The following is a 19,623-nucleotide window of genomic DNA, read 5'->3' as shown; positions in this document are numbered from 1 at the left end:
ATTGATACTATCATCTCATCCCCCGCTTAGCCTTCATGCACTTCAGATTATAGGTGCGGCCGTAGGCTTTGGCGTATCTGATCATTTGGTCAAGCATACGGGTGTCCTTCAGTTTGGTGAACGGGCAGGGATCGGGGGCGGTATTTACTTCCAGAATCCATGGGCTAAGCCGCCGGTCTAAGGCGAAATCTACGCCGATTTCATTCAGCGCCGGATAGGCAGAGCTTAACTGAATGGCAGACTTCACGCCAAGTTCGTTCATTTGCGTGATCAGAGCGCTGTGCTTCTTCAGGCTAGTGTGAACGCCAAGCAGTTCCTCGACCGGATATATGGTCCCGCCCTGACTTCCATTCGTAACCACCTTCTGCGGATGCGCGACGCGTCCTGCCGCTCCTGTAGCTTCCCACTTTCCCTGAGGATTGCGCTGCACCATTACGCGGATATCAAACGGCCGCCCGCCGTATGTCAGAAGATGGATGCCCTTCTGTACTAAATAGGGTTTCCCTCCGGTCTCCTCCATGATTGCTTGATATGCCTTGTCATAATCAGCGAATGTGCTCAGCCGTGTACCTGCCTGATAGCGGTAGGTGCATTTTTGCGTCACGACAGAAGCTCTCCCGCCAGAGCGGCCCCGGCTTGTAGGTGTCCTCTGTTCAACCCGGATAACCCCCTCGCCAAGTGAGCCGCAGCAGGGCTTAATATATACCATCTGGTATTTCTGCAGCATTGCATGCAGAACACTCCGGCTCATTCTTCTTGTGTCCGGGATATACCTCTTTAATTCCGGCTTCTCCGCCAGTACTCTTGTCTTCGTCAGTTTATTGGAAATACGGTTGATCTGCTGCTTCTTCATCGTAGCCCTCCGTCCGGTAGCTTCTTATAGGCCATAGTACGGCAGAGAGCGGGCTTTTGATTGGGCAGACGTGATGGGCAGAACACAACTGGAGATTGCTACATATGTTATTGAAGGTGTGAATCCAAGAGGCTGCGGCATGCAGCCGGAGCAGGAGGCATCCATGATGCTGATGGACAATTGGCGGGATAAAGTACTTGAAGTCATCGGGCAGTTCCCCTGGTACAAGGGAATCATTAGCAGTGAGACTACGAACTACAGTCTGCAGAATCTTCCCCTGATGACCGCGGACATTCTTGAAACCCATTATTATAGCAGCACACCAGATGTTTCGCTCGCCGTATACCGGACATCGGGTACAAGTACAGGCCGGCGCAAGGCTATAGTCTACTCAGAAGAAGATGACGCCCATTATATCAATATCAAAACAAAGCTGTTCGGTGAGTTGATTGCCGGAAGCGGATGTACAAGGGCGCTGGCCGATATGGGAACCGGACATGCTGCGAATACGGCGCTGTCCATTTTCGAACGGCTGGGACTTGTCAACAGCTCAATCCCCTTCGAGCTGCCGATAGAGCAGCATATAGAGCGGATTCAGGCATTTAAGCCCGACCTGCTGTATACGATGCCCTCTATTCTGGACCATATCGTATATGCTGCTGAAGATCCGCGTTCGCTCGGAATCCGCAAGATCATTCTAGTTGGTGAGATCGCAACAGTGGAGTGGCAGCGGAATATGGCCCGGCTGTTCGGCCTTGAGCCGCAGGACATTACCGATACGTACGGGTCTATTGAAATCGGCACAATCGCGTACTACTCGCATGATCTGGGCCGGTATATCTTTGCTGACGGGATTGTTGCGGAAGCCATCGGAACTGAGGCATTAGGGGAAGGGCTGGACCCTCTGGGAGTTGGAGAAGGCATCCTGGTGCTTACCTCAACTGTCCGCAGGCTGCTGCCCGCTATCCGTTTTGTTACCTATGATGTCGTAAGGGATTTCAGGACAGTGAAGATAGACGGGACGGAGAAGCAGAGCTTCGGGTCCATCGTCAAACGGGTGGGCCGCGAGCTGAAGCACGGGGAGAAGATCAGCATCTACGATATTGAACAGGTGGTCTACCGTCATCTCCAGGATGCAATGATCCGGGTCCAGGTCAGCAATAATGCATTAACTGTGTATATCCAGAGCAGATCTGCGGTTCCATCCGCAGTTCCGGCGATCAGGGAAGAAATCAGGGAATGCATTCCGGAAATCGGACTGATGATCCGCAATCATCTGCTTGACGATATTGAGGTCATTCTGGCAGCAGACGGCGGGAAGCTCCAGACGAGACAGGTGAAGAATAAGAAGCTGTATTATCAGAAGGATGGAGTCAATGACAGGGCAGAGCTGAACCTGGACACCGGTATCTTGTCGGCCATCGGCAAGACGCCTTTGATCAGGCTGGACCATCTGTTTCCGCGAGGCGGGTTCAGCGTATACGCGAAGATGGAGCTGATGAACCCGGGAGGAAGCGCGAAAGACCGTCCGGCACTGTGGATGATCCGGGAGGCTTGGAAGGAAGGGCTCATCGGGCCGGGTACAGTCATTATTGAATCAAGTTCGGGAAATATGGCGATCAGCCTGGCTATGATCTGCAAATATCTGGGGATGAGCTTCATCAGTGTTGTGGATTCCAGGACGACAGAGATGAATCTTCAGATTCTGAGGGCTCTGGACGCAACCATCGATTATGTTGCCTGTCCCGATCCCGAAACAGGGGAATTTCTGCCGGCCAGACTGAAGCGAGTGCAGCAGCTGCTCGCGGAGGTACCGGGCAGCTACTGGCCGAACCAGTATGCGAACCCCAATAATTATCTGTCCCATTATCATACAACCATGAAAGAGATCGTGGCTGAGCTTGGACAGGTGGATTATCTGTTCTGCGCTGTCAGTACATGCGGGACGATCCGCGGGCTTGCAGAATACGTGAAGGACAACGGGCTGCAGACCCGGATTGTGGCTGTTGATGCGGCGGGCAGCGCAATTTTTGGCGGCAATCAGGAGAAACGGCGGTTCCCCGGACTTGGTGCCGGCATTGTGCCGCCTTTTTGCAGAACAGATCTGATTGACCATATTGTGCATGTTACCGATTCCGATATGGTTCAGAGCTGCCGGGCGCTTGCACGGAAGGAATCGGTTCTGGCCGGAGCGTCCTCCGGGGCAGTTCTTGCGGCCATCCGGCAGATGAAGCAGGAGCTCCCTCCCGGAGCTGTCTGCGCCGCTATTCTGCATGATAAGGGTGAACGTTATCTCGATACGGTATTCTCGGATTCCTGGGTTCAGAGCCAGTTTGGACAACAGCTCCCGCCAGCAGATGAAGAGTTCCTAACATGACCGCATAAGGAGGAGACAGGTTGCTGTACTTAAATGACCAGGATCTGCGGGCAGTAGGCCTGAATTGGGCTGCTCTTGCAGAATCAGCAGAAGCTGCGGTGCACCTCATCCATTCCGGTGATTATGTGCAGCCGGTAAAGCCCTACCTGAGGTATAAGGATCCCCGTAACCGGATCATTGCCATGCCGGCTTATGCCGGGGGGAATGTCAATACAGCCGGGATCAAATGGATTTCCAGCTTCCCTGACAATATCAGGTCGGGTCTCCCGCGTGCGCATAGTATCATCGTATTAAATGACCAGGGTACGGGCCAGCCCTCAGCTATTCTGAACTCGCCGCTTCCCAGCATCGTCAGAACGGCTTCTGTCAGCGGGCTGATGATCCGTCATGTGCTGCAGAGCCGTTCAATGGAGCGGATTCAGCTTGGCATTATCGGCTGGGGGCCTATCGGGCAATATCATTGTCAGATGGCTATGGCTCTGTTCGGAGACCGGATTGAACGGGTTCGTATCTACGATATACGGGGAGCAGACTTGTCAGGAATTCCATCTCCATACATGGAGCGGATGGAAGTGGCAGAGACGTGGGCGGATGTCTACTTGCATTCTAATATTCTTATCACCTGTACAGTGTCCGATCACCGGTATATTGATCTTCCCCCCGCCAAAGGCATGCTGCTGCTGAATGTTTCACTGCGTGATTACAAGCCGGAGGCGCTGGCTTCACTGAAAGCGATCATCGTCGACGACTGGGAGGAAGTATGCCGGGAGAATACGGATATCGAGCAGCTTCACCTGGAACAGGGGCTGACCCGTTCCGGAACACAGACGCTTGCCGATGTCGTCTGCCGCCGCAGTCTCAGTACATTCGCCGCCGATGATCCAATCCTCTTCTGTCCGATGGGCATGGCTGTTTTTGATATCGCTGTGGCAGTGCATTATGTTAAAAAGGCGAGAGAAATGGGGATTGGGACTGAGCTGGCTTAAACGGTGAATGTCCTGGATCTATGCATAATTTCGTCCCCTCCAGCAAATACCAACAGGAGGGGGATGGATGCCGCATGGAACAACAACAAACAGCCAAAGAGCATAATGAGCCAGAGAGATTGTATCCGGATCTTGCGTTCAACGTAGAACGGATGGAGCTGGAGTTTCTGGGCTGCTCAGATATTATGTACCGGAATTGCAGCATTGACGGGACCAACCGGGCAACACTGATCTATGTGGACGGGATGTGCGATACGCATGCCGTGGATGAATTTGTGCTGCAGCCGCTGCTGGAGCATTTCCGCAGAAGCACTAAGGTCAATGAAGGCAGAGAGGCAGAGCTGAAAGAGGTCTTTATTCCGACGCTGCAAATCCGCATAGTCTATGATACGAAGGAAGTCATCCAGGCTGTTCTGCGCGGGGAGACGGTTATTTTCACAGAGGGCAATGCTTTTGCGATGGTGGCCAGCCTGATCAAGATGGAGAAACGTTCGATTGAGGAGGCTACCTCGGAGAAGGTCGTCCGCGGGCCGCGGGATGCATTCATGGAAACGCTGCGGACCAATACCTCCCTCCTCCGGCGGCGTATCCGCTCCTCCAAGCTGAAGCTGGAAAGTATGACACTCGGCAGTATCACGGAAACGGATGTTGTAATCGGCTATATGGAAGGGATCGTCAAGGAGAGCCTGATCAAGGAAGTGAGAGCCCGTCTGCAAAAAATCCAAATTGACGGGATCATTCATTCCAGCAATATCGAAGAATACATTGAGGATAACGTGTTCTCGCCTTTTCCCCAGATTCAGAATACCGAGCGGCCCGATGTGGCGGTCTCCAGCCTGCTGGAAGGCAAGGTTATTATTATTACGGACAACACGCCGTTTGTGCTCATCGTTCCAATGACCTATTGGTCCGGGCTGCAGGCTGTAGATGATTATACCGACAGATTTATGTATGCCACCTTTGTGCGCTGGATCAGATATACCTTCGTCCATACTTCACTTTTATTGCCTTCCCTTTACGTGGCATTGACCACTTACCATCTGCAGGTCGTGCCTACACCGCTCGTGGTCAGTATTGCCTTTGCCAGAGAAGGCGTTCCACTTCCGGCAGTGTTTGAGGCTCTGATTATGGAGTTTATCTTCGAGGGTCTGCGTGAAGCGGGAATCAGGCTGCCCCAGCAGGTAGGGCCTGCGGTGAGTATTGCCGGAGCCCTTGTCATTGGACAAGCGGTAGTAGCTGCGGGAATCATATCTACACCCATGGTAATCATTGTGTCTCTGACGGGGATCGCTTCTTTTGCTTTTCCGCTGTATAACCTGGGAGCTGCCTACCGGATGCTCCGGTTTCCTCTGCTCATCGCAGCCGGAATTCTCGGCTTCTATGGAATTGTATTGTTTCTGATTATGCTTTCGGTGCATATGGTGACGCTGAAGCCGTTTGGGATACCTTATATGGCGCCTTATGCGCCGCTGTCTATGGAGAATCTGAATGATGTGCTTGTACGTGCACCCAAATATAAGATGCGCAGGCTGATGCCATGGCTGACCAATGGCAAGACTGAGCGGTTCCCCAAACGCACCAAATAACCGGCAGGGAAGGGACGGGGGCATATGTTCAGGAAAATAAGCTCTGTATTCCTCGCCTTATCCCTGATTCTGACCGGCTGCTGGGACCGTCAGGAATTGAACGACCAGGCGATTGTCCTGGGCTGGGGCATGGACTTGATGGAGAACGGAGAATATCTGGCTACGGCCAATCTTGTGCTGCCGCTGGTATCCAAATCAGGCGGTCAGGAAAGCGGAGGACAGAGCAGCACATCCGGGTTCATGACCGAAAGTGCCTTCGGCAAGAACAACAGGGATGCCGAACAGAATATGCAGAGAAAGCTTTCGCGGGTACTGTTTCCGGGACACCGGCGGAATATCTTCATCGGGGAGAAGCTGGCGGAGAAGGGGGTCTTCTCCATCATGGACGAATATGGCCGAAGCCCTATGGTCCGCCCGCGGTCGAATATTTTTGTTGTCAAGGGCGGGACTGCGCAGGAGGCGATGAGCATTGCTTATCAGCTTGAAGCCAATCCGGCAATTGCCGTGCAGAAGATTCAGGAGAAAAGCGGGGCACCCATCAGCCGCTCACTGCTGGACTTCTTCATCATGGCCAATGGCACCGGTTGCGGCGTCATGCCTGCACTCTCGATTGAAACTCCGGAAGTAAATACGGACAAGAAGACACCGGAGGACAGCCCGCCGCAGACGACCTTGAGCTTATACGGGGCGGCTGTTTTTAATGAGAAGCTGAAGCTGGCGGGATATCTGAATTATGATGAATTCTGGGTCAGACTCTGGATTACGAACCAGCTGGCCTTCCGGAATTTCACTACAATTATCAACTCTATTGATGCAGACAAGCCGGGGGGAGCGGCAGCGGATGCCCTCTCTGGAGCAACCAGGGGCAAGACCGTGAGCATTAATGTGGACACCTTCAAGAGTCAAATTACACCGGTTATGACCGGAGCTCTGCCCAAATTCCGGATTCTGCTTGAGGGAAAGGGGTTCATAGAAGAGAATAATTCACCGCTGAACCTCTCCAAGCCGGACAATGTGCAAAAGGTCGAAGTCCGGATGAATCAATACCTTGAAGCGAGGATTAAGAAAGTCTTAACCAAAGTGCAGAAGGATTTCAAATGCGATATCTTCGGATTCGGAGATACGATTCATCACCGCCATCCCTATCAGTGGAAGAAGCTTGCTGCGGATTGGGATACGATCTTTCCGGATATTGATATGGACATTACGGTTAAGCTGGACCTCACCGGGACAGGCCTGACAGGACAATCGCTGCTGCCAACGAGAGACGGCGGTGAAGGGAAATGAAGATCAACAACCGGCAGCTGTTCTGGATGATCATGATGATGGAAATCGGGATCAACCTGCTGATTTCGATGACAGCAACAATTCTTTATGCCAAGCAGGACGCCTGGATCTCCTATATTCTGGCTGGAGGCGCGGGTCTGGTCATTACCTATGTTGCGTCCAAGCTCAGCTCCCGGTATCCCCGGCAGACCTTGATAGAGTACAGTGTGACTATTCTGGGAAAATGGGGCGGCAAGCTGATTGTCATTCCGTTCATTCTCCAATGGTTCTGGGTGATCGGTCTCATTCTGCGCGATGAATTCTTGTTCATACGCTTGAGTGTTCTCTATAAAACACCGGCCTGGGTAGTCATCGGAACGATGCTGGCCGTAGTTATATACACGGTCTACCATGGAGGCATTGAAGCCATCGGCAGGGTCAGTGAGCTGTGGGGGCCGATTCTGATGATTATTCTTGCGCTCACCTTTGCGCTCACTGTCAATAATCTCAATGCGCCGATGCTGCTGCCTGTATATGCAGATACCGGACCGGGACCAATCCTGCAAGGAGCCCTGGCACCGGTCTCGCTGCTGGGCGAATCCGTTCTGCTCATGATGCTGTTTCCCTTTGTGGAGCATCCCGGCAAAGGAACCCGCAAGGCGGTGCTGCTGGGAGTAGCCTTATCCTCGGTAGTGCTGCTGTTTGGCGTATTGTGGGTCATTATGACCTTTGGTCCGGCTGTAAGCGGTCGGCTGCAATTTCCTTTTTTTGAGATGGTCAAGCTGGTCTATCTGATGGAGTTTATTCAGAATATGGATATATTTGTGATGGCGGTGTGGCTGGTCTGCATATTCGTCAAGCTGTCCATCTATATGTTCATTACCAGCTATGGCGTGGCCCAGTGGACCGGCAAGACCGGCAGCTGGAAAAAAATATCCCTGATCGTAGCCGCAGTCTCGTTCATCCTCACCATGCTGGTGATCATTCTGAATCCTCCGGCCGGGCTGCTGCTGAAGGGAGTATGGATCCGTTATGTGCTGCCTGTGAATATGATCGGAATTCCGCTATTCCTGTGGCTGGTTTCGGCTGTGAAAGCAAACTTTCATACCGATATCCGGCGCTAATCTTACTGCGAATGAGAAAAACGCAGAAAAATCCAACAAGCTTGAACAAAGTCGCGAAATTTGCGACTTTTTTGTTTTATTTACGTATATGTATCTCTATATAGACTTAAATACGTAAAAAGGAGCGATGCATCTTGAATTTCATGAATGGGGATGGGAAAAATCCGGTCCCGGGACGCAAGCTTCCCGAGCTGAAACCGGGAATGTATAAGAAGATTGGATTAGGGGTAGCCGCTGCCGCTGTGTTGATTTATATTGGCGCATCTTCATTCTATACCGTGCAGGAGCAGGAACGTGCAGCTATCCTGACCTTCGGCAAATACACGAACGAGTCCTCGGCAGGACTTCATTTCAAATGGCCTTATCCAATACAGGAAGTGATAACGGTGCCTGCGGAACTGACCCAGCGGATACACATCGGGTACCGTCAGGAGGCTGACGGAGCTGTAGCCGTTGAAGATGAGGCGATGATGATTACAGGCGATGAGAACATCGTTTCTGCCGATGCTGTAGTACAGTGGAAGATCAGCAATGTCCGCAATTATCTGTATAACATTGATGACCCGGACAAATTTCTGCGTAACTCGGCCAGCTCCTCCATCCGTGCGGTAATTGGTTCCGAGAAGCTGGATTATGCCATTACAGACGGAAAGACGGTTATTCAGGATAAGGTCCGGGTGCTGCTCGTTGATCTGCAGAAGAAGTACAACACCGGTATTCAGATCATTGATATCAAATTCCAGGATATTGAACCGCCGAGCGGCCAGGTAGAAGAAGCCTTCCGCGAGGTTACCAATGCCCGTGAAGAGAAGAACACGAAGATTAACAACGCCAAGAAATATGAGAACGATATCATCCCTAAGGCACGCGGTGAAGCGCAGGCGCTGATCGAGAGAGCCGAAGGCGAGAAGAAATCACGTATCCTGAATGCGCAAGGGGATGTAGCCCAGTTTAACGCCATATTTGCCGAATACAGCAACAATAAGAGCGTAACCGAAAGCCGGTTGATTCTGGAGACACTGGAGACTATTCTACCTAGCGCCAAGATCTTCATAACCAACTCGGATAGCGATACTGTGAATTATCTGCCGCTGAATGAGCTGATGCGAAGCACTCCGGTCAGCCCGGCTGCTTCGGCCACGCCGCAAGGAGGAGATGCAGAGTGAAAAGAAACCAGATCATCGGACTGATATCAACTATTGTTCTAGCTATTCTGATTGCCGGCTCTTTGTATGTAGTAAAGGAGGGCGAATACAAGGTGGTCCTGCGCTTCGGTGAAGCGATGCGTACCGTTGATGAGCCTGGACTGAGGCTGAAAATCCCTTTTATCGAGAATGTCTCAGCTCTCCCCAAGTATCAGATGACATACGAAAGCTCACCTACCAGCATTCTGACGAAGGACCAGAAGCCGATTGTGGTTGATAACTATACCGTGTGGAGAATCACCAATGCCTCACAATTCCTGAGAACAGTACAATCGGTAGGCGGCGGGATTCAGCGTATTGATGAAGCGGTATATAACTCCGTGCGGCGCAAGCTGTCGGAAGTCAATTATGAGAATATTATCAGTGAGGACACCGGACGGGGTAACATTAACGATGAGATCACCAATGATGTCATTGCCGCCTTAACCCGTGATAATTACGGGATTGAAGTGATTGACGTACGGATCAAACGTACGGATCTGCCGGAGGAGAACAAACAAAGTGTATACAACCGGATGATATCGGACCGCCAGTCCATCGCCGCGCGTTATCTGTCCGAGGGTGACGAGGAATCCAAGAAAATCACCTCCAAGGCCGACCGTTCCTCAAGAGAGCTGATGGCCCAGGCTGAAGCCGATTCTAAAAAAATCATCGCTGAAGGAGAAGGGGAAGCCGCCAGGATCTATAACCAGGCCTATGGAAAGTCCCCCGAGTTCTATAGCTTCTATCGTACCCTGGAGAGTTATGTGACCACGCTGAAGAATGAGCCGGTTATCATGATACCGATTGATTCGCCATATGCCAAAATATTGATGGGGCAATAACCTCATCTGATTGGTGGGACGTAAATATGAAAGGCCCATGCGATTTTTGCATGGGCCTCTTTGAAATGTCCATGCTATACTGATGGGGAATCTTCAACTATCCCTCATTATAGAATCAAAGGGGATATCACTTATTTTGTAAGGGGTATGTTATGCTTGTTAATTTGCTCATCAATTTTTCATTGCTTACTACGTTTATCTTTTTCGGGGACATGATATTGACCCTCTTAAAAGGAAAGCGGGCGTTCTCCATGCTTCAATTCCATGCTTTATACGGAATCGGGTTTGGACTGTTTGGCATTGTTCAGCTGTATTTTGCTTTTCCTTTAGGCGATGGAACCATTATAGATTTCCGGCAAGTCTCGATTCTGGCAGCCACATATCTTGGCGGGCCTGTTACCGGGATGATTTCGACAAGTTTAATTGCTTTGTTCCGGCTTTTTTTCCTTGGTGAAATTAATGAAGCGACCCTATTAGGCGTTGTAAATATCGCGATTACTTTTCTGGTGGGCGTTTTTGCTTTTTCGCTTAAAATCCCGGATTTTTACCGGTGGCTGGTTGCAGCTTGCGGTATGGTCATACTCTCCACCTGTATACTGCTTCCGCTGGTAGGCTGGACTAACATAGGCACGATTCTTTTATTTGACATGATTTGTTTTATGGCATGCCTGTTTAATTATCTGCTCATTAACCACCTGAAGAGATCCCATGACGCTTTAGAAATGTTTAAAGAGGCTGCAGAGCGGGATTTCCTTACGGGACTCCATAATCCCCGGTCCTTTAATCTGATTTTCAAAAAAACGGCGGAAATAAGCGCGCTCCAGAATGAGGCGTTCTCTCTGCTGTTAATAGATATCGATCATTTCAAGGTTGTTAATGATACATACGGTCATGCGGCCGGAGATGTGGTTCTGTCTAAACTCGCGGATATTCTCCAGTCCGGTATCCGTATACGCGATTATTGTGCGCGCAAAGGTGGAGAAGAGTTCGCGGTTCTGCTTCTGCGGTGTACGGCAGATAAAGGCATGACGGTCGCCGAGAAGCTGCGTACCTCGGTTCAAGACAGCATCTTTGTACTTCCTGACCAGTCCCAGCTAAGGATTACGATTTCTGTAGGGGTTTCTTCTTTTCCGGAATCTGCCCCGGCAGAAATGCTGGAGAAAGCCGACGAAGCTTTATATGAGGCTAAAGGAAAAGGCAGAAACCAAATTTGCTATGCTGAACCGCAGCTTACATAAACTCGGTGGTCAGTCAGGTGGTTAACGGACGGGCGTATAGCGGAGTACCACGACGCCGGAACCGAAGGTTGTGGTTTCGCTCAGCTTCAGATCCAGCCGCTCACGGACTCCCCCTAACAATTGGGGACCACGTCCGGCAACGATTGGCTGTACCAGGATGTGATATTCATCCACCAAGCCTAGCCCTGCCAGAGTAGAGCCGAGGCCGGGACCGCCGTTAACGACCAGGCTCTTTCCTTCTGCAGTAAGCTGCTGCACTTCCTCTGATACTGTCCCCGTTAGCAAAAAAGAGTTCTGCCACGACAACTGATCCAGCGTCCGCGAGAAGACATACTTGGGTTTCCGGTCGAGCTTATGTGCAAAGTCGACCAAAAATTGTGGTCCTGCACCGCTAATAGCAATGGCTGGCCAAGCGCTTTCCATCAACTGGTAGATTTTACGTCCCATAAGCAGGCCATTGGCCTGGTCCATCAAATCCACCGTATACTGGTGGAGCTCCTCATCCGCTATCACCTGCGTGTGGTCACAGCAACCGTCCAGCGTCACATTCATCTGCAGGATTACACGCCCCATATGCAGCCTCCTTATGTTCCTTTTTAGCCTGCCGGATACAACTTTAGTTTAACGGAGGTGGGTGGACTAAACAAACCCGCCCTTTAGCTTAATTATCAGAATAACAGCTATTGACATTCCACTACTACGTGATACTATGTAGTAGTAGTTAGTGATACTGAATACCAGTCATACAGAGTAGTGAGGAGGAATTGTGCTGGATAATCTGACGGAAATGCTGAAGGGCGTGCTTGAAGGATGTGTCCTTGAAATTATAAGCCGCAAAGAAACCTACGGTTACGAAATTACTAGGCAACTGAATACCCTCGGCTTCAGTGATGTGGTAGAGGGAACGGTGTACACCATTCTGATCCGGCTTGAGAAGAGCAAGCTGGTAGATACTTCTAAGAAACCTTCCGATATGGGCCCGCCGCGCAAGTTCTTCGCGCTTAATAATGCGGGGCGTGAAGAGCTGCAGAAATTCTGGGGCAAGTGGGAGTTCATATCCTCCAAAATGAACGAGTTAAAGGAGAGAAAACAATGAATTTTTGGGAAAAAATCACCGGCAGCGACATGACCAAAGAATTCAAAAATTTCGAGCTGCGGGTCACAAAGCTCCCGGCTGATTATCAGGCGGCCTGGAAACAAATTAAAGACGGGCTTTGGCCGCACTCCGATCTCACCGGCCGCAATCTTATGCCCATTCTTGACGGTGTGCTTGGCCTTCTGGAAGAAACGGCGGCAGACGGACAGAATGCAAGGGAAGTGTTAGGTGATGATATCAAAGGCTTTTGTTCCGCACTGGCCGGCGAAGAAGGGGCAAAGTCTTACCGTGACAAGTGGCGCCAGGAGCTGAACAATACTATTGCCCGAAAATTAGGGAAATAGGAGGAGGAGGAGACAATGAGAATACGGGATATAATTGAGGGCAAAAAAGAGTGGCGGGCGCATGTTGCGCGTATTAAAGCACTCCCGCAGGATTACCAGATTGTTTACAAAGAGCTGCAAAAGTATCTTTTCAAGGTCGGTCCGGTCGAACTCACAGAGGGGACGGATCTGCTCTCGGGAATTGTGGATCTGTTTGAAGAGGGTGCCGCCCTGGGAAAAGGAGTGCTTGAGGTCACGGGCAGGGACGTAGCAGCTTTCTGCGACGATCTCATTAAAGATTCCAAAACCTACGCTGATATCTATCAGGAACCTGTAGACAAAGAAGTGGCCAAGGCGATGAAAAAGGCTATGGATAAAACCAAGTGAAAGGGGGAAACAGAGATGGGTAATGCAATAGAAGTAAAAGGTTTGCGAAAGTCCTTCAATAATATAGAAGTTCTGAAAGGTGTCAATTTCGAGGTGCGGCACGGCGAAATTTACGCGCTGCTCGGTTCCAATGGTGCGGGTAAGACAACGATTGTCAGAACCCTCACTACACTGCTGAAACAGGACGGGGGAAGTGCCACCGTCAACGGCTTTGATGTCGCCTCGAAGCCTGATCATGTACGCGAGTCGATCAGCCTGACCGGACAGTTTGCCGCCGTTGACGAGATATTGACCGGCCGTGAGAACCTGATCATGATCGCCAGGCTCCGTCACCTGAATCATCCGCATCAGATAGCGGACGATCTATTGAAGCGGTTCGGCCTGACCGAAGCCGGGAGCCGCAGGGTGTCTACTTATTCGGGCGGTATGCGCCGGAGATTGGACATCGCCATGAGCCTTGTAGGAGAGCCGCAGCTTATTTTTCTCGACGAGCCGACCACCGGACTTGACCCCGAAGGACGGGGCGAAGTCTGGAAGACAGTCAAAGAGCTTGCCGCTAAGGGCACGACCGTATTTCTGACCACGCAGTATTTGGAGGAAGCCGAACAGCTGGCCGATCAAATTGCCATCCTGCATGAGGGCAGGATCATTGCGAACGGCACACTCGCCGAGCTGAAGAAGCTGTTTCCGCCTGACAAGGTGGAGTATGTGGAGAAACAACCCACATTAGAAGAGATATTCCTCGCCATCACCGCTAAAAAGGAGGGAAAGTAAATGGAAATGACAGTGAGGCACTTCTTCAGTGATATGAGCGTAATGCTTGGACGTTCCATGCGCCATATTATCCGCAGCATGGATACCATCATCACAGTCACCATCACTCCGATCGCTATGCTGCTCCTGTTCGTTTATGTGCTCGGCGGGGCCATTCAGACCGGCACGGACAACTATGTGAATTACCTGCTGCCCGGCATCCTGCTGATTGCAATTGCCAGCGGCATCTCCTATACAGCTTACCGGCTGTTCATGGATATGCAGAGCGGCATCTTCGAACGGTTCCACTCGATGCCGATTGCACGTTCCGCAGCGCTCTGGGGGCATGTGCTGACCTCACTTGTGTCCAATGCGATTTCGGTTGCCGTCATCATCCTTGTAGGGCTCCTTATGGGCTTCCGCTCTCCGGCTGGAGTATTGTCATGGCTTGCCGTGGCCGGTATACTGGCGCTGTTCACGCTGGCCCTGACTTGGATCGCGGTGATTGCCGGACTGTCCGCCAAATCGGTAGACGGCGCAGGTGCCTTTTCTTACCCGCTAATCTTCCTTCCCTTTATCAGTTCCGCATTTGTGCCTACTGAAACGATGCCGCGCGCTGTCCGTATTTTTGCTGAGAACCAGCCGGTAACTTCAATAGTGGAAGCGGTCCGCGCCCTGCTGGCAGGGCAGCCTGCCGGACATGACATCTGGACTGCACTTGCCTGGTGCCTGGGGATAATGATTGCCGCATATCTGTTTGCGATGCGCGTATATAAACGAAAGGCGGCGTGAACGGCTGCCCGGTTTCTGATATCAAAAGCATGGCGCCTTCCCGAACCTTCCGGGACAGGCGCCATTTCTGCTTGCAGACGGTTAAGTATTGTCTCAGTGTTCCTCTCATATCACCCCAAATCCGGAATTGTTGTATAAATGCAGGATTTTACCTTTTTCAAGCGGCTTAGCCGAATTATTCTTGTATTTTATACAACAATCCTCCCGGATACCTAACTATCCATGATCCAAAGTTGTAAAACTTATAGGCGTGTTGATTTCCCAAAAAAAGGGACGAAAAAGGCCGCCATTTCGGGTAATGGTAAGTACGACCAAACCAAACCGAAATGAGGCGACCTCATGAATAAATATACCCCATTTTTAGCCGTTTTCAAACAAGTGTTAACACCGGAAGAAGTCCAAATGGTGACCGGACAAACCGAGGACTACGTGGATAGAGGAACCAAAATGACCGTCGGGTTGCTGCTCGATTACTTTGTCCAAGCCTGCTACCACAAATGGGACGGATTCCGGCAGAGTGCCCGCTTAGGCCCAAGCTTTGACTTGCCAGAAATTCATTACTCCACCCTTTCCGGCAAGGCCGGTGAAGTCCCTTACGAAATCTTCAAACGTATCTTTCAAATGCTCGTCACGAAATGTAACCGCCAAACCCGGCGGCATTTGAATCTTCCTAAAGATCTTTTGCTGATTGACTCGACTACGGTCACGGCAGCGAACTCTCGAATGCCTTGGGCCTCGTACAAAAAATTCAGAGGGGGTATTAAGCTGCATGTTGCTCTTTCGCATGGCCAGCGTTCACCCCTGAACGTGAAGGAATCGATCGCGAAGCGCAATGACGCTCCGTTTGGAGAAGTCTTGGCAGATACGGACTACATTTTGGTACAGGATCGGGCGTATGGAAAAATCAGCAGATTGGATCAATATGTGCTCCAGGGCCAGTCGTTTGTGATTCGGCTCAAAGACAATCTCCATTTGGTGAAGCCAAGAGAACTCCAGCGACCCGCAGAGGGAGAAACGAAAATTGTTCGTGATATTACTTGTTATATCGGTCAAGGGAAGTGCCAATCTGCTCAGCGCCACCGGGTCGTAGAATTTGAAAATGACCGGGGTGAAGTCGTACGGGTCGTGACCGATTTGAGAAAAGAGTCCGCTCATGTGATCGCTGAAATCTACAAGGCACGCTGGGAAATTGAAGTCTTTTTCCGCTGGATTAAACAGCATCTGAACGTGCCATGTCTATTTGGAACCACCGAAAATGCGGTATACAGCCAATTGTTTGTGGCCCTTGCTGTCTATGTGCTTCTGAAACGCGTTTATGATGAAATCCACCCCAACGTGCCTGCCTTTGCTCAACTGACCCTTTGGGAATTTATGCAGCATTGGCGTATATTTAGTCTTCCGCTGGAGTGGCAGGTTCAACTTAGTCTGCTCAGGAACAAAGGGGTTTTGGGGATTATATCCATCCCATAATATGGGGAATCAACAGGCCTGTAAAACTTACAACATTTATGTCTTCTACAGTGTTTACTGAAAAGTCTCCATTCTGCGGCAGCACCCTCTGCCCATATATATTCTGTGAATCTAGTGAGCTTAATCTATATTTTTCACCCTTTCCTTTGGTAATTCAGGTTATAATGACCATGTATATTGCAGGATATTGGGAAGGCTATAGCCACTAAGCCAGAGATTCTGTGATTTTACATCCCATTAACATGCTTCATATGTTCGCGTGATATAACTGAAACAATCGGTTATTAGAGGAGAAGATTAGATGAAGCTGAGTAAAGAGGAGAAATCATGGATTCTGTATGACTGCGGGAATTCTGCCTATTCGATGGCGGTGACTACGGCGCTTTTGCCCATTATCTTCGGCATGTTCACCACTGTGGGCAGCAGTATGGATTTGGGCTATTTCAATTCCATTGCCAGTATTCTGGTGGCGGTGCTTAGTCCGATCCTGGGGACGATTGCCGATTACAAGGACAGGAAGAAGCGGTTCTTTATCTTCTTCGCTGCGGTAGGCGTGCTTGCTACGGCTTCCCTGGCCTTCGTGTCACCGGATAGCGGACAATGGCAGCTACTGATTGCTTTTTACATTCTGTCAGCGGTTGGGTTTGCCGGGGCCAATATCTTCTACGACTCCTTCCTGGTCGATATTACAGATGATGAGCGGATGGATAAGGTGTCTACCAGAGGGTTCGCCTTCGGCTATATCTTCAGCTGTATACCGTTTGGGATCAGCCTGCTGCTGATATTCATGATGGGGATGGACAAGGCCATCGGTTATCAGATCGGATTCATCATTACTGCACTATGGTGGGGGCTGCTCACTGTGCCTATGATCAGAGATGTGAAGCAGCGCTACTATATTGAGCCTGAACCCAATCCGGTTGCAAACAGCTTCAAAAGAATGGCGAACACCTTCATGAATATCCGCCAGCACAAAATTGTATTTGTATTCCTGATCGCGTATTTCTTCTATATCGACGGGGTAGATACCATTATTAAAATGGTGGTGCCGTATGCGACTTCGGTGCTGGGCGGGGATTCCCTGGACACTTTCACCCTGCTGGGCATTCTGCTCATCATCCAGATCATTGCCTTTCCGTGTGCGATTCTCTACGGTAATCTGGCCAAAACCCACTCTGCCCGCAAGCTGATTATCTTCGGGATTTTCACTTATATCATTTCCTGTATTGCGGCTTTCTTCATCACCTCAGTGTGGCATATCTTTATTCTCGGCGCGCTGATCGGTTCGGCCCAGGGTGGCATCCAGGCGCTCAGCCGGTCGTATTTCGCGAAAATCATCCCGAAGGAGAATTCCAATGAATTCTTCGGCTTCTATAATATCTTCGGCAAGTTCGCGGCAATTCTCGGCCCGGCGCTGATGTCACTGACTACGACGTTAACGGGCGAGGCCCGCTTTAGCATTTTATCCATAATTCCGCTGTTTCTGATCGGATTCTTCATCTTCATCACACTACCTAAGGGGAACTAACATGGAACTGACAACGCCTCGCGCGCCATTAGCTAAACATCTGATCGTCATTTCCTACGATGCCTTCTCGGAGGACAACTGGGAGCTGGCCAGCCGGCTGCCCAATTTATCCAAACTGATTAAGCAAGGTGTCCACAGCAACCGCTTGCGGAGTGTATATCCCACACTCACCTATGTAGTTCATACCACCATTGCTACCGGCGTTCATCCGGACAAGCACGGTATTCACCACAACAATCCGCTGCAGCCGTTCGTGAAGGAGGAGGACCAGCGCTGGTTCTGGTTCCGTGAGGCGGTCAAGGTACCGACAATTTATGATGCTGCACGTAAGGCAGGGCTCAGTACCGCCGGACTCCTCTGGCCGGTTTCGGGCAAGTCCTCGATCCGTTATAATATTCCGGAAATCAGGGCGCTGAAAGGTGAGAATCAGGCACTTAAGGTGCTGAGAAGTGGCAGTCCCGCCTACTGCATCCGGATGGAGCTGAAATACGGCCGGATCAGGCAAGGGATTACCCAGCCTTACCTGGATGACTTTACAACGAAGTGTGCGATAGACACGATTAAGCGCAACAAGCCTAATCTGCTCATGATGCATCTGATTGACCTGGATGATGCCAAACATCTGTATGGGACAGACAGTGATGAGGTGAAAGAAGTCATCCTGCGCATGGATAACCGGCTGGGTGAGCTCCTGCAGGCTGTGGATGATGCCGGGATCAGGCAAGATACGGTGATTATGGTCCTCGGAGACCATGGTCAGTTCAATGTGCGCTACAAAGTGCATTTGAACAAGCTTTTACAGGCAAAGGGTCTGATCTATGAAGAGGGCGGCGTAATGAGATGGCGGGCGTACTTCCAGTGCGGCGGAGGTTCAGCGTACCTGCATGTCCAGCCGGGAGACGAGGAAGCGCAGCAGCAGGCACTCACGGCTGTTGAAGAATACATGAAGGACGGGGCGTCAGGAATTGAATGTGTGTATAACCGGGAGAATCTGGATGATCTTCATGCGAGTCCCTATACAATGTTTATGCTTGAAGCGCGGCGCGGTTATTGTTTCGATGAGAGTCTAGAGGAGCAGCTGGTTACCGATTTGCAGGCACATGGAGTTCGTTATGCTACGCATGGTTATTCTCCTGACAAAAGCGGCTACCGGTGCAATTTTGTCGTTTCCGGCGGCATGATTAAACAGGACTACTCTATCGGCGACATCGAAATGGTCGATATTGCGCCGACGCTGGGAAGAATTCTGGGGATCAATTTCGGTCACGGGGACGGGAGAGCATTGGAAGAGATTGTTGCAGATTAAGATAGGGAGCAGAGGATAACACGCACTTCTCGGAAGCAGGGGCCATTGAGATTGCCAGACTGGTTCATATATAATGTGCAGTATAGTTCATTCAATGTTGTCCAAACCCCAATACGTCTGGAGTGCTGAACAGTGATTAGAAAAGCGAGTGTTATGCATGTTTATCCCGATGCTTATGAGGAGTACAAACGCCGTCATGATGAGCTGTGGCCGGAGATGGCTGAAGAGCTGAAGAACCATGGCGCACATCATTATTCTATTTTTCTGGATGAAGAAACGGGCAGCCTGTTTGCTTACGTAGAGATTGAAGACGAAGAGCGGTGGGATCAGATGTCGCAGACGGAGATTTGCCGGAAGTGGTGGGTGTATATGGAGCCGTTAATGGAGACTAACGCTGATCACAGCCCGGTATCCAAGAGCCTGAAAGAAGTATTCTATTTAAAATAGCCAGTTAGTAGTCTGGAGTGCCCTATGACGAAAGTGTGGGGCTCTTTTTTATTTTCCTGAGG

At 50.6% G+C, this 19,623-nt stretch carries 19 protein-coding genes; 17 read left to right on the top strand and 2 right to left on the bottom strand.

Annotated elements, in window-relative coordinates:
* Positions 1 to 10: 10 nt before the first annotated feature.
* Complete coding sequence (locus MKX70_RS26415; protein ID WP_340841179.1) at positions 11 to 853, bottom strand: YheC/YheD family protein; 843 nt, start codon at positions 851 to 853, stop codon at positions 11 to 13.
* A 73-nt stretch (positions 854 to 926) separates the two neighbouring features.
* Between MKX70_RS26415 and sbnA the strand changes: the two genes are divergently transcribed.
* The 8 genes from sbnA (at position 927) to MKX70_RS26375 (ending at position 11,459) form a co-directional block, all read left to right on the top strand.
* A complete protein-coding gene (gene sbnA, locus MKX70_RS26410) occupies positions 927 to 3,230 on the top strand; it encodes a 2,3-diaminopropionate biosynthesis protein SbnA (RefSeq protein ID WP_340841178.1) in 2,304 nt (767 codons plus the stop codon).
* Positions 3,231 to 3,250: 20 nt separating this feature from the next.
* Positions 3,251 to 4,216: a 2,3-diaminopropionate biosynthesis protein SbnB gene (locus tag MKX70_RS26405; protein ID WP_340841177.1), complete on the top strand. Its 966-nt coding sequence runs from the start codon at positions 3,251 to 3,253 to the stop codon at positions 4,214 to 4,216.
* A 74-nt stretch (positions 4,217 to 4,290) separates the two neighbouring features.
* Positions 4,291 to 5,802 (top strand): spore germination protein, encoded by a 1,512-nt coding sequence (locus MKX70_RS26400; RefSeq protein ID WP_042235272.1) that lies wholly within the window; start codon positions 4,291 to 4,293, stop codon positions 5,800 to 5,802.
* Between the two features lie 24 nt (positions 5,803 to 5,826).
* Positions 5,827 to 7,089 carry a Ger(x)C family spore germination protein gene (locus MKX70_RS26395; RefSeq protein ID WP_042235274.1) on the top strand — a complete coding sequence of 421 codons (1,263 nt, stop codon included), beginning with the start codon at positions 5,827 to 5,829 and terminating at the stop codon, positions 7,087 to 7,089.
* Complete coding sequence (locus tag MKX70_RS26390) at positions 7,086 to 8,192, top strand: GerAB/ArcD/ProY family transporter (protein WP_042235276.1); 1,107 nt, start codon at positions 7,086 to 7,088, stop codon at positions 8,190 to 8,192. The genes MKX70_RS26395 and MKX70_RS26390 overlap by 4 nt, the downstream gene beginning before the upstream one ends.
* Positions 8,193 to 8,335: 143 nt before the next feature.
* A complete protein-coding gene (gene hflK / locus MKX70_RS26385; protein WP_081956793.1) occupies positions 8,336 to 9,358 on the top strand; it encodes an FtsH protease activity modulator HflK in 1,023 nt (340 codons plus the stop codon).
* A complete protein-coding gene (hflC, locus tag MKX70_RS26380; protein ID WP_340841176.1) occupies positions 9,355 to 10,221 on the top strand; it encodes a protease modulator HflC in 867 nt (288 codons plus the stop codon). Before hflK ends, hflC begins: the two co-directional genes overlap by 4 nt.
* Before the next feature lie 251 nt (positions 10,222 to 10,472).
* Positions 10,473 to 11,459: a GGDEF domain-containing protein gene (locus tag MKX70_RS26375; protein WP_340841175.1), complete on the top strand. Its 987-nt coding sequence runs from the start codon at positions 10,473 to 10,475 to the stop codon at positions 11,457 to 11,459.
* Between the two features lie 21 nt (positions 11,460 to 11,480).
* On the opposite strand, the gene MKX70_RS26370 is transcribed toward MKX70_RS26375, so the two are convergent.
* Entirely contained in the window at positions 11,481 to 12,032 is a 552-nt protein-coding gene (locus MKX70_RS26370; RefSeq protein WP_340787876.1) for a dihydrofolate reductase family protein, read from the bottom strand.
* A 214-nt stretch (positions 12,033 to 12,246) separates the two neighbouring features.
* On the opposite strand from MKX70_RS26370, the gene MKX70_RS26365 reads away from it, so the two are divergent.
* From MKX70_RS26365 to rhaM, 9 genes are all read left to right on the top strand, one after another.
* A complete protein-coding gene (locus MKX70_RS26365; protein ID WP_340841696.1) occupies positions 12,247 to 12,555 on the top strand; it encodes a PadR family transcriptional regulator in 309 nt (102 codons plus the stop codon).
* Positions 12,552 to 12,899: a DUF1048 domain-containing protein gene (locus MKX70_RS26360; protein ID WP_042235283.1), complete on the top strand. Its 348-nt coding sequence runs from the start codon at positions 12,552 to 12,554 to the stop codon at positions 12,897 to 12,899. The genes MKX70_RS26365 and MKX70_RS26360 overlap by 4 nt, the downstream gene beginning before the upstream one ends.
* Positions 12,900 to 12,914: 15 nt before the next feature.
* Positions 12,915 to 13,265, top strand: a complete 351-nt coding sequence (locus MKX70_RS26355) for a DUF1048 domain-containing protein (protein WP_340841174.1) — start codon at positions 12,915 to 12,917, stop codon at positions 13,263 to 13,265.
* 15 nt (positions 13,266 to 13,280) lie between these two features.
* Entirely contained in the window at positions 13,281 to 14,039 is a 759-nt protein-coding gene (locus tag MKX70_RS26350) for an ABC transporter ATP-binding protein (protein ID WP_340841173.1), read from the top strand.
* Positions 14,040 to 14,810: an ABC transporter permease gene (locus MKX70_RS26345; RefSeq protein ID WP_042235288.1), complete on the top strand. Its 771-nt coding sequence runs from the start codon at positions 14,040 to 14,042 to the stop codon at positions 14,808 to 14,810.
* 339 nt (positions 14,811 to 15,149) lie between these two features.
* The gene (locus MKX70_RS26340) at positions 15,150 to 16,280 is read left to right on the top strand and encodes an IS4 family transposase (RefSeq protein WP_042233458.1); all 1,131 of its coding nucleotides are present in this window, start codon (positions 15,150 to 15,152) and stop codon (positions 16,278 to 16,280) included.
* A gap of 301 nt (positions 16,281 to 16,581) precedes the next feature.
* The gene (locus MKX70_RS26335; protein ID WP_039308881.1) at positions 16,582 to 17,808 is read left to right on the top strand and encodes an MFS transporter; all 1,227 of its coding nucleotides are present in this window, start codon (positions 16,582 to 16,584) and stop codon (positions 17,806 to 17,808) included.
* Between the two features lies 1 nt (position 17,809).
* Positions 17,810 to 19,114: an alkaline phosphatase family protein gene (locus tag MKX70_RS26330; RefSeq protein ID WP_340841172.1), complete on the top strand. Its 1,305-nt coding sequence runs from the start codon at positions 17,810 to 17,812 to the stop codon at positions 19,112 to 19,114.
* A 132-nt stretch (positions 19,115 to 19,246) separates the two neighbouring features.
* A complete protein-coding gene (gene rhaM / locus MKX70_RS26325) occupies positions 19,247 to 19,561 on the top strand; it encodes an L-rhamnose mutarotase (protein ID WP_042235292.1) in 315 nt (104 codons plus the stop codon).
* The last annotated feature ends 62 nt before the right edge of the window (positions 19,562 to 19,623 follow it).

This window comes from Paenibacillus sp. FSL R7-0312, assembly GCF_038004445.1.
In the GTDB taxonomy this organism is placed as follows: Bacteria; Bacillota; Bacilli; order Paenibacillales; family Paenibacillaceae; genus Paenibacillus_AQ.
Note: the sequence above shows the minus strand (reverse complement) of the source record. Positions and strands in the feature narration are given on the sequence as shown.

Excerpts from the sequence above, each read along its gene's own strand:
- MKX70_RS26415 (WP_340841179.1), bottom strand. The coding sequence starts at position 853 with ATGAAGAAGCAGCAGATCAACCGTATTTCCAATAAACTGACGAAGACA.
- MKX70_RS26330 (WP_340841172.1), top strand. The coding sequence starts at position 17,810 with ATGGAACTGACAACGCCTCGCGCGCCATTAGCTAAACATCTGATCGTC.
- MKX70_RS26340 (WP_042233458.1), top strand. The coding sequence starts at position 15,150 with ATGAATAAATATACCCCATTTTTAGCCGTTTTCAAACAAGTGTTAACA.
- MKX70_RS26345 (WP_042235288.1), top strand. The coding sequence starts at position 14,040 with ATGGAAATGACAGTGAGGCACTTCTTCAGTGATATGAGCGTAATGCTT.
- MKX70_RS26365 (WP_340841696.1), top strand. The coding sequence starts at position 12,247 with ATGCTGAAGGGCGTGCTTGAAGGATGTGTCCTTGAAATTATAAGCCGC.
- MKX70_RS26335 (WP_039308881.1), top strand. The coding sequence starts at position 16,582 with ATGAAGCTGAGTAAAGAGGAGAAATCATGGATTCTGTATGACTGCGGG.
- MKX70_RS26355 (WP_340841174.1), top strand. The coding sequence starts at position 12,915 with ATGAGAATACGGGATATAATTGAGGGCAAAAAAGAGTGGCGGGCGCAT.
- MKX70_RS26350 (WP_340841173.1), top strand. The coding sequence starts at position 13,281 with ATGGGTAATGCAATAGAAGTAAAAGGTTTGCGAAAGTCCTTCAATAAT.
- MKX70_RS26400 (WP_042235272.1), top strand. The coding sequence starts at position 4,291 with ATGGAACAACAACAAACAGCCAAAGAGCATAATGAGCCAGAGAGATTG.
- MKX70_RS26390 (WP_042235276.1), top strand. The coding sequence starts at position 7,086 with ATGAAGATCAACAACCGGCAGCTGTTCTGGATGATCATGATGATGGAA.
- MKX70_RS26395 (WP_042235274.1), top strand. The coding sequence starts at position 5,827 with ATGTTCAGGAAAATAAGCTCTGTATTCCTCGCCTTATCCCTGATTCTG.
- sbnA (WP_340841178.1), top strand. The coding sequence starts at position 927 with ATGGGCAGAACACAACTGGAGATTGCTACATATGTTATTGAAGGTGTG.
- MKX70_RS26370 (WP_340787876.1), bottom strand. The coding sequence starts at position 12,032 with ATGGGGCGTGTAATCCTGCAGATGAATGTGACGCTGGACGGTTGCTGT.
- hflK (WP_081956793.1), top strand. The coding sequence starts at position 8,336 with ATGAATGGGGATGGGAAAAATCCGGTCCCGGGACGCAAGCTTCCCGAG.
- MKX70_RS26375 (WP_340841175.1), top strand. The coding sequence starts at position 10,473 with ATGCTTCAATTCCATGCTTTATACGGAATCGGGTTTGGACTGTTTGGC.
- MKX70_RS26360 (WP_042235283.1), top strand. The coding sequence starts at position 12,552 with ATGAATTTTTGGGAAAAAATCACCGGCAGCGACATGACCAAAGAATTC.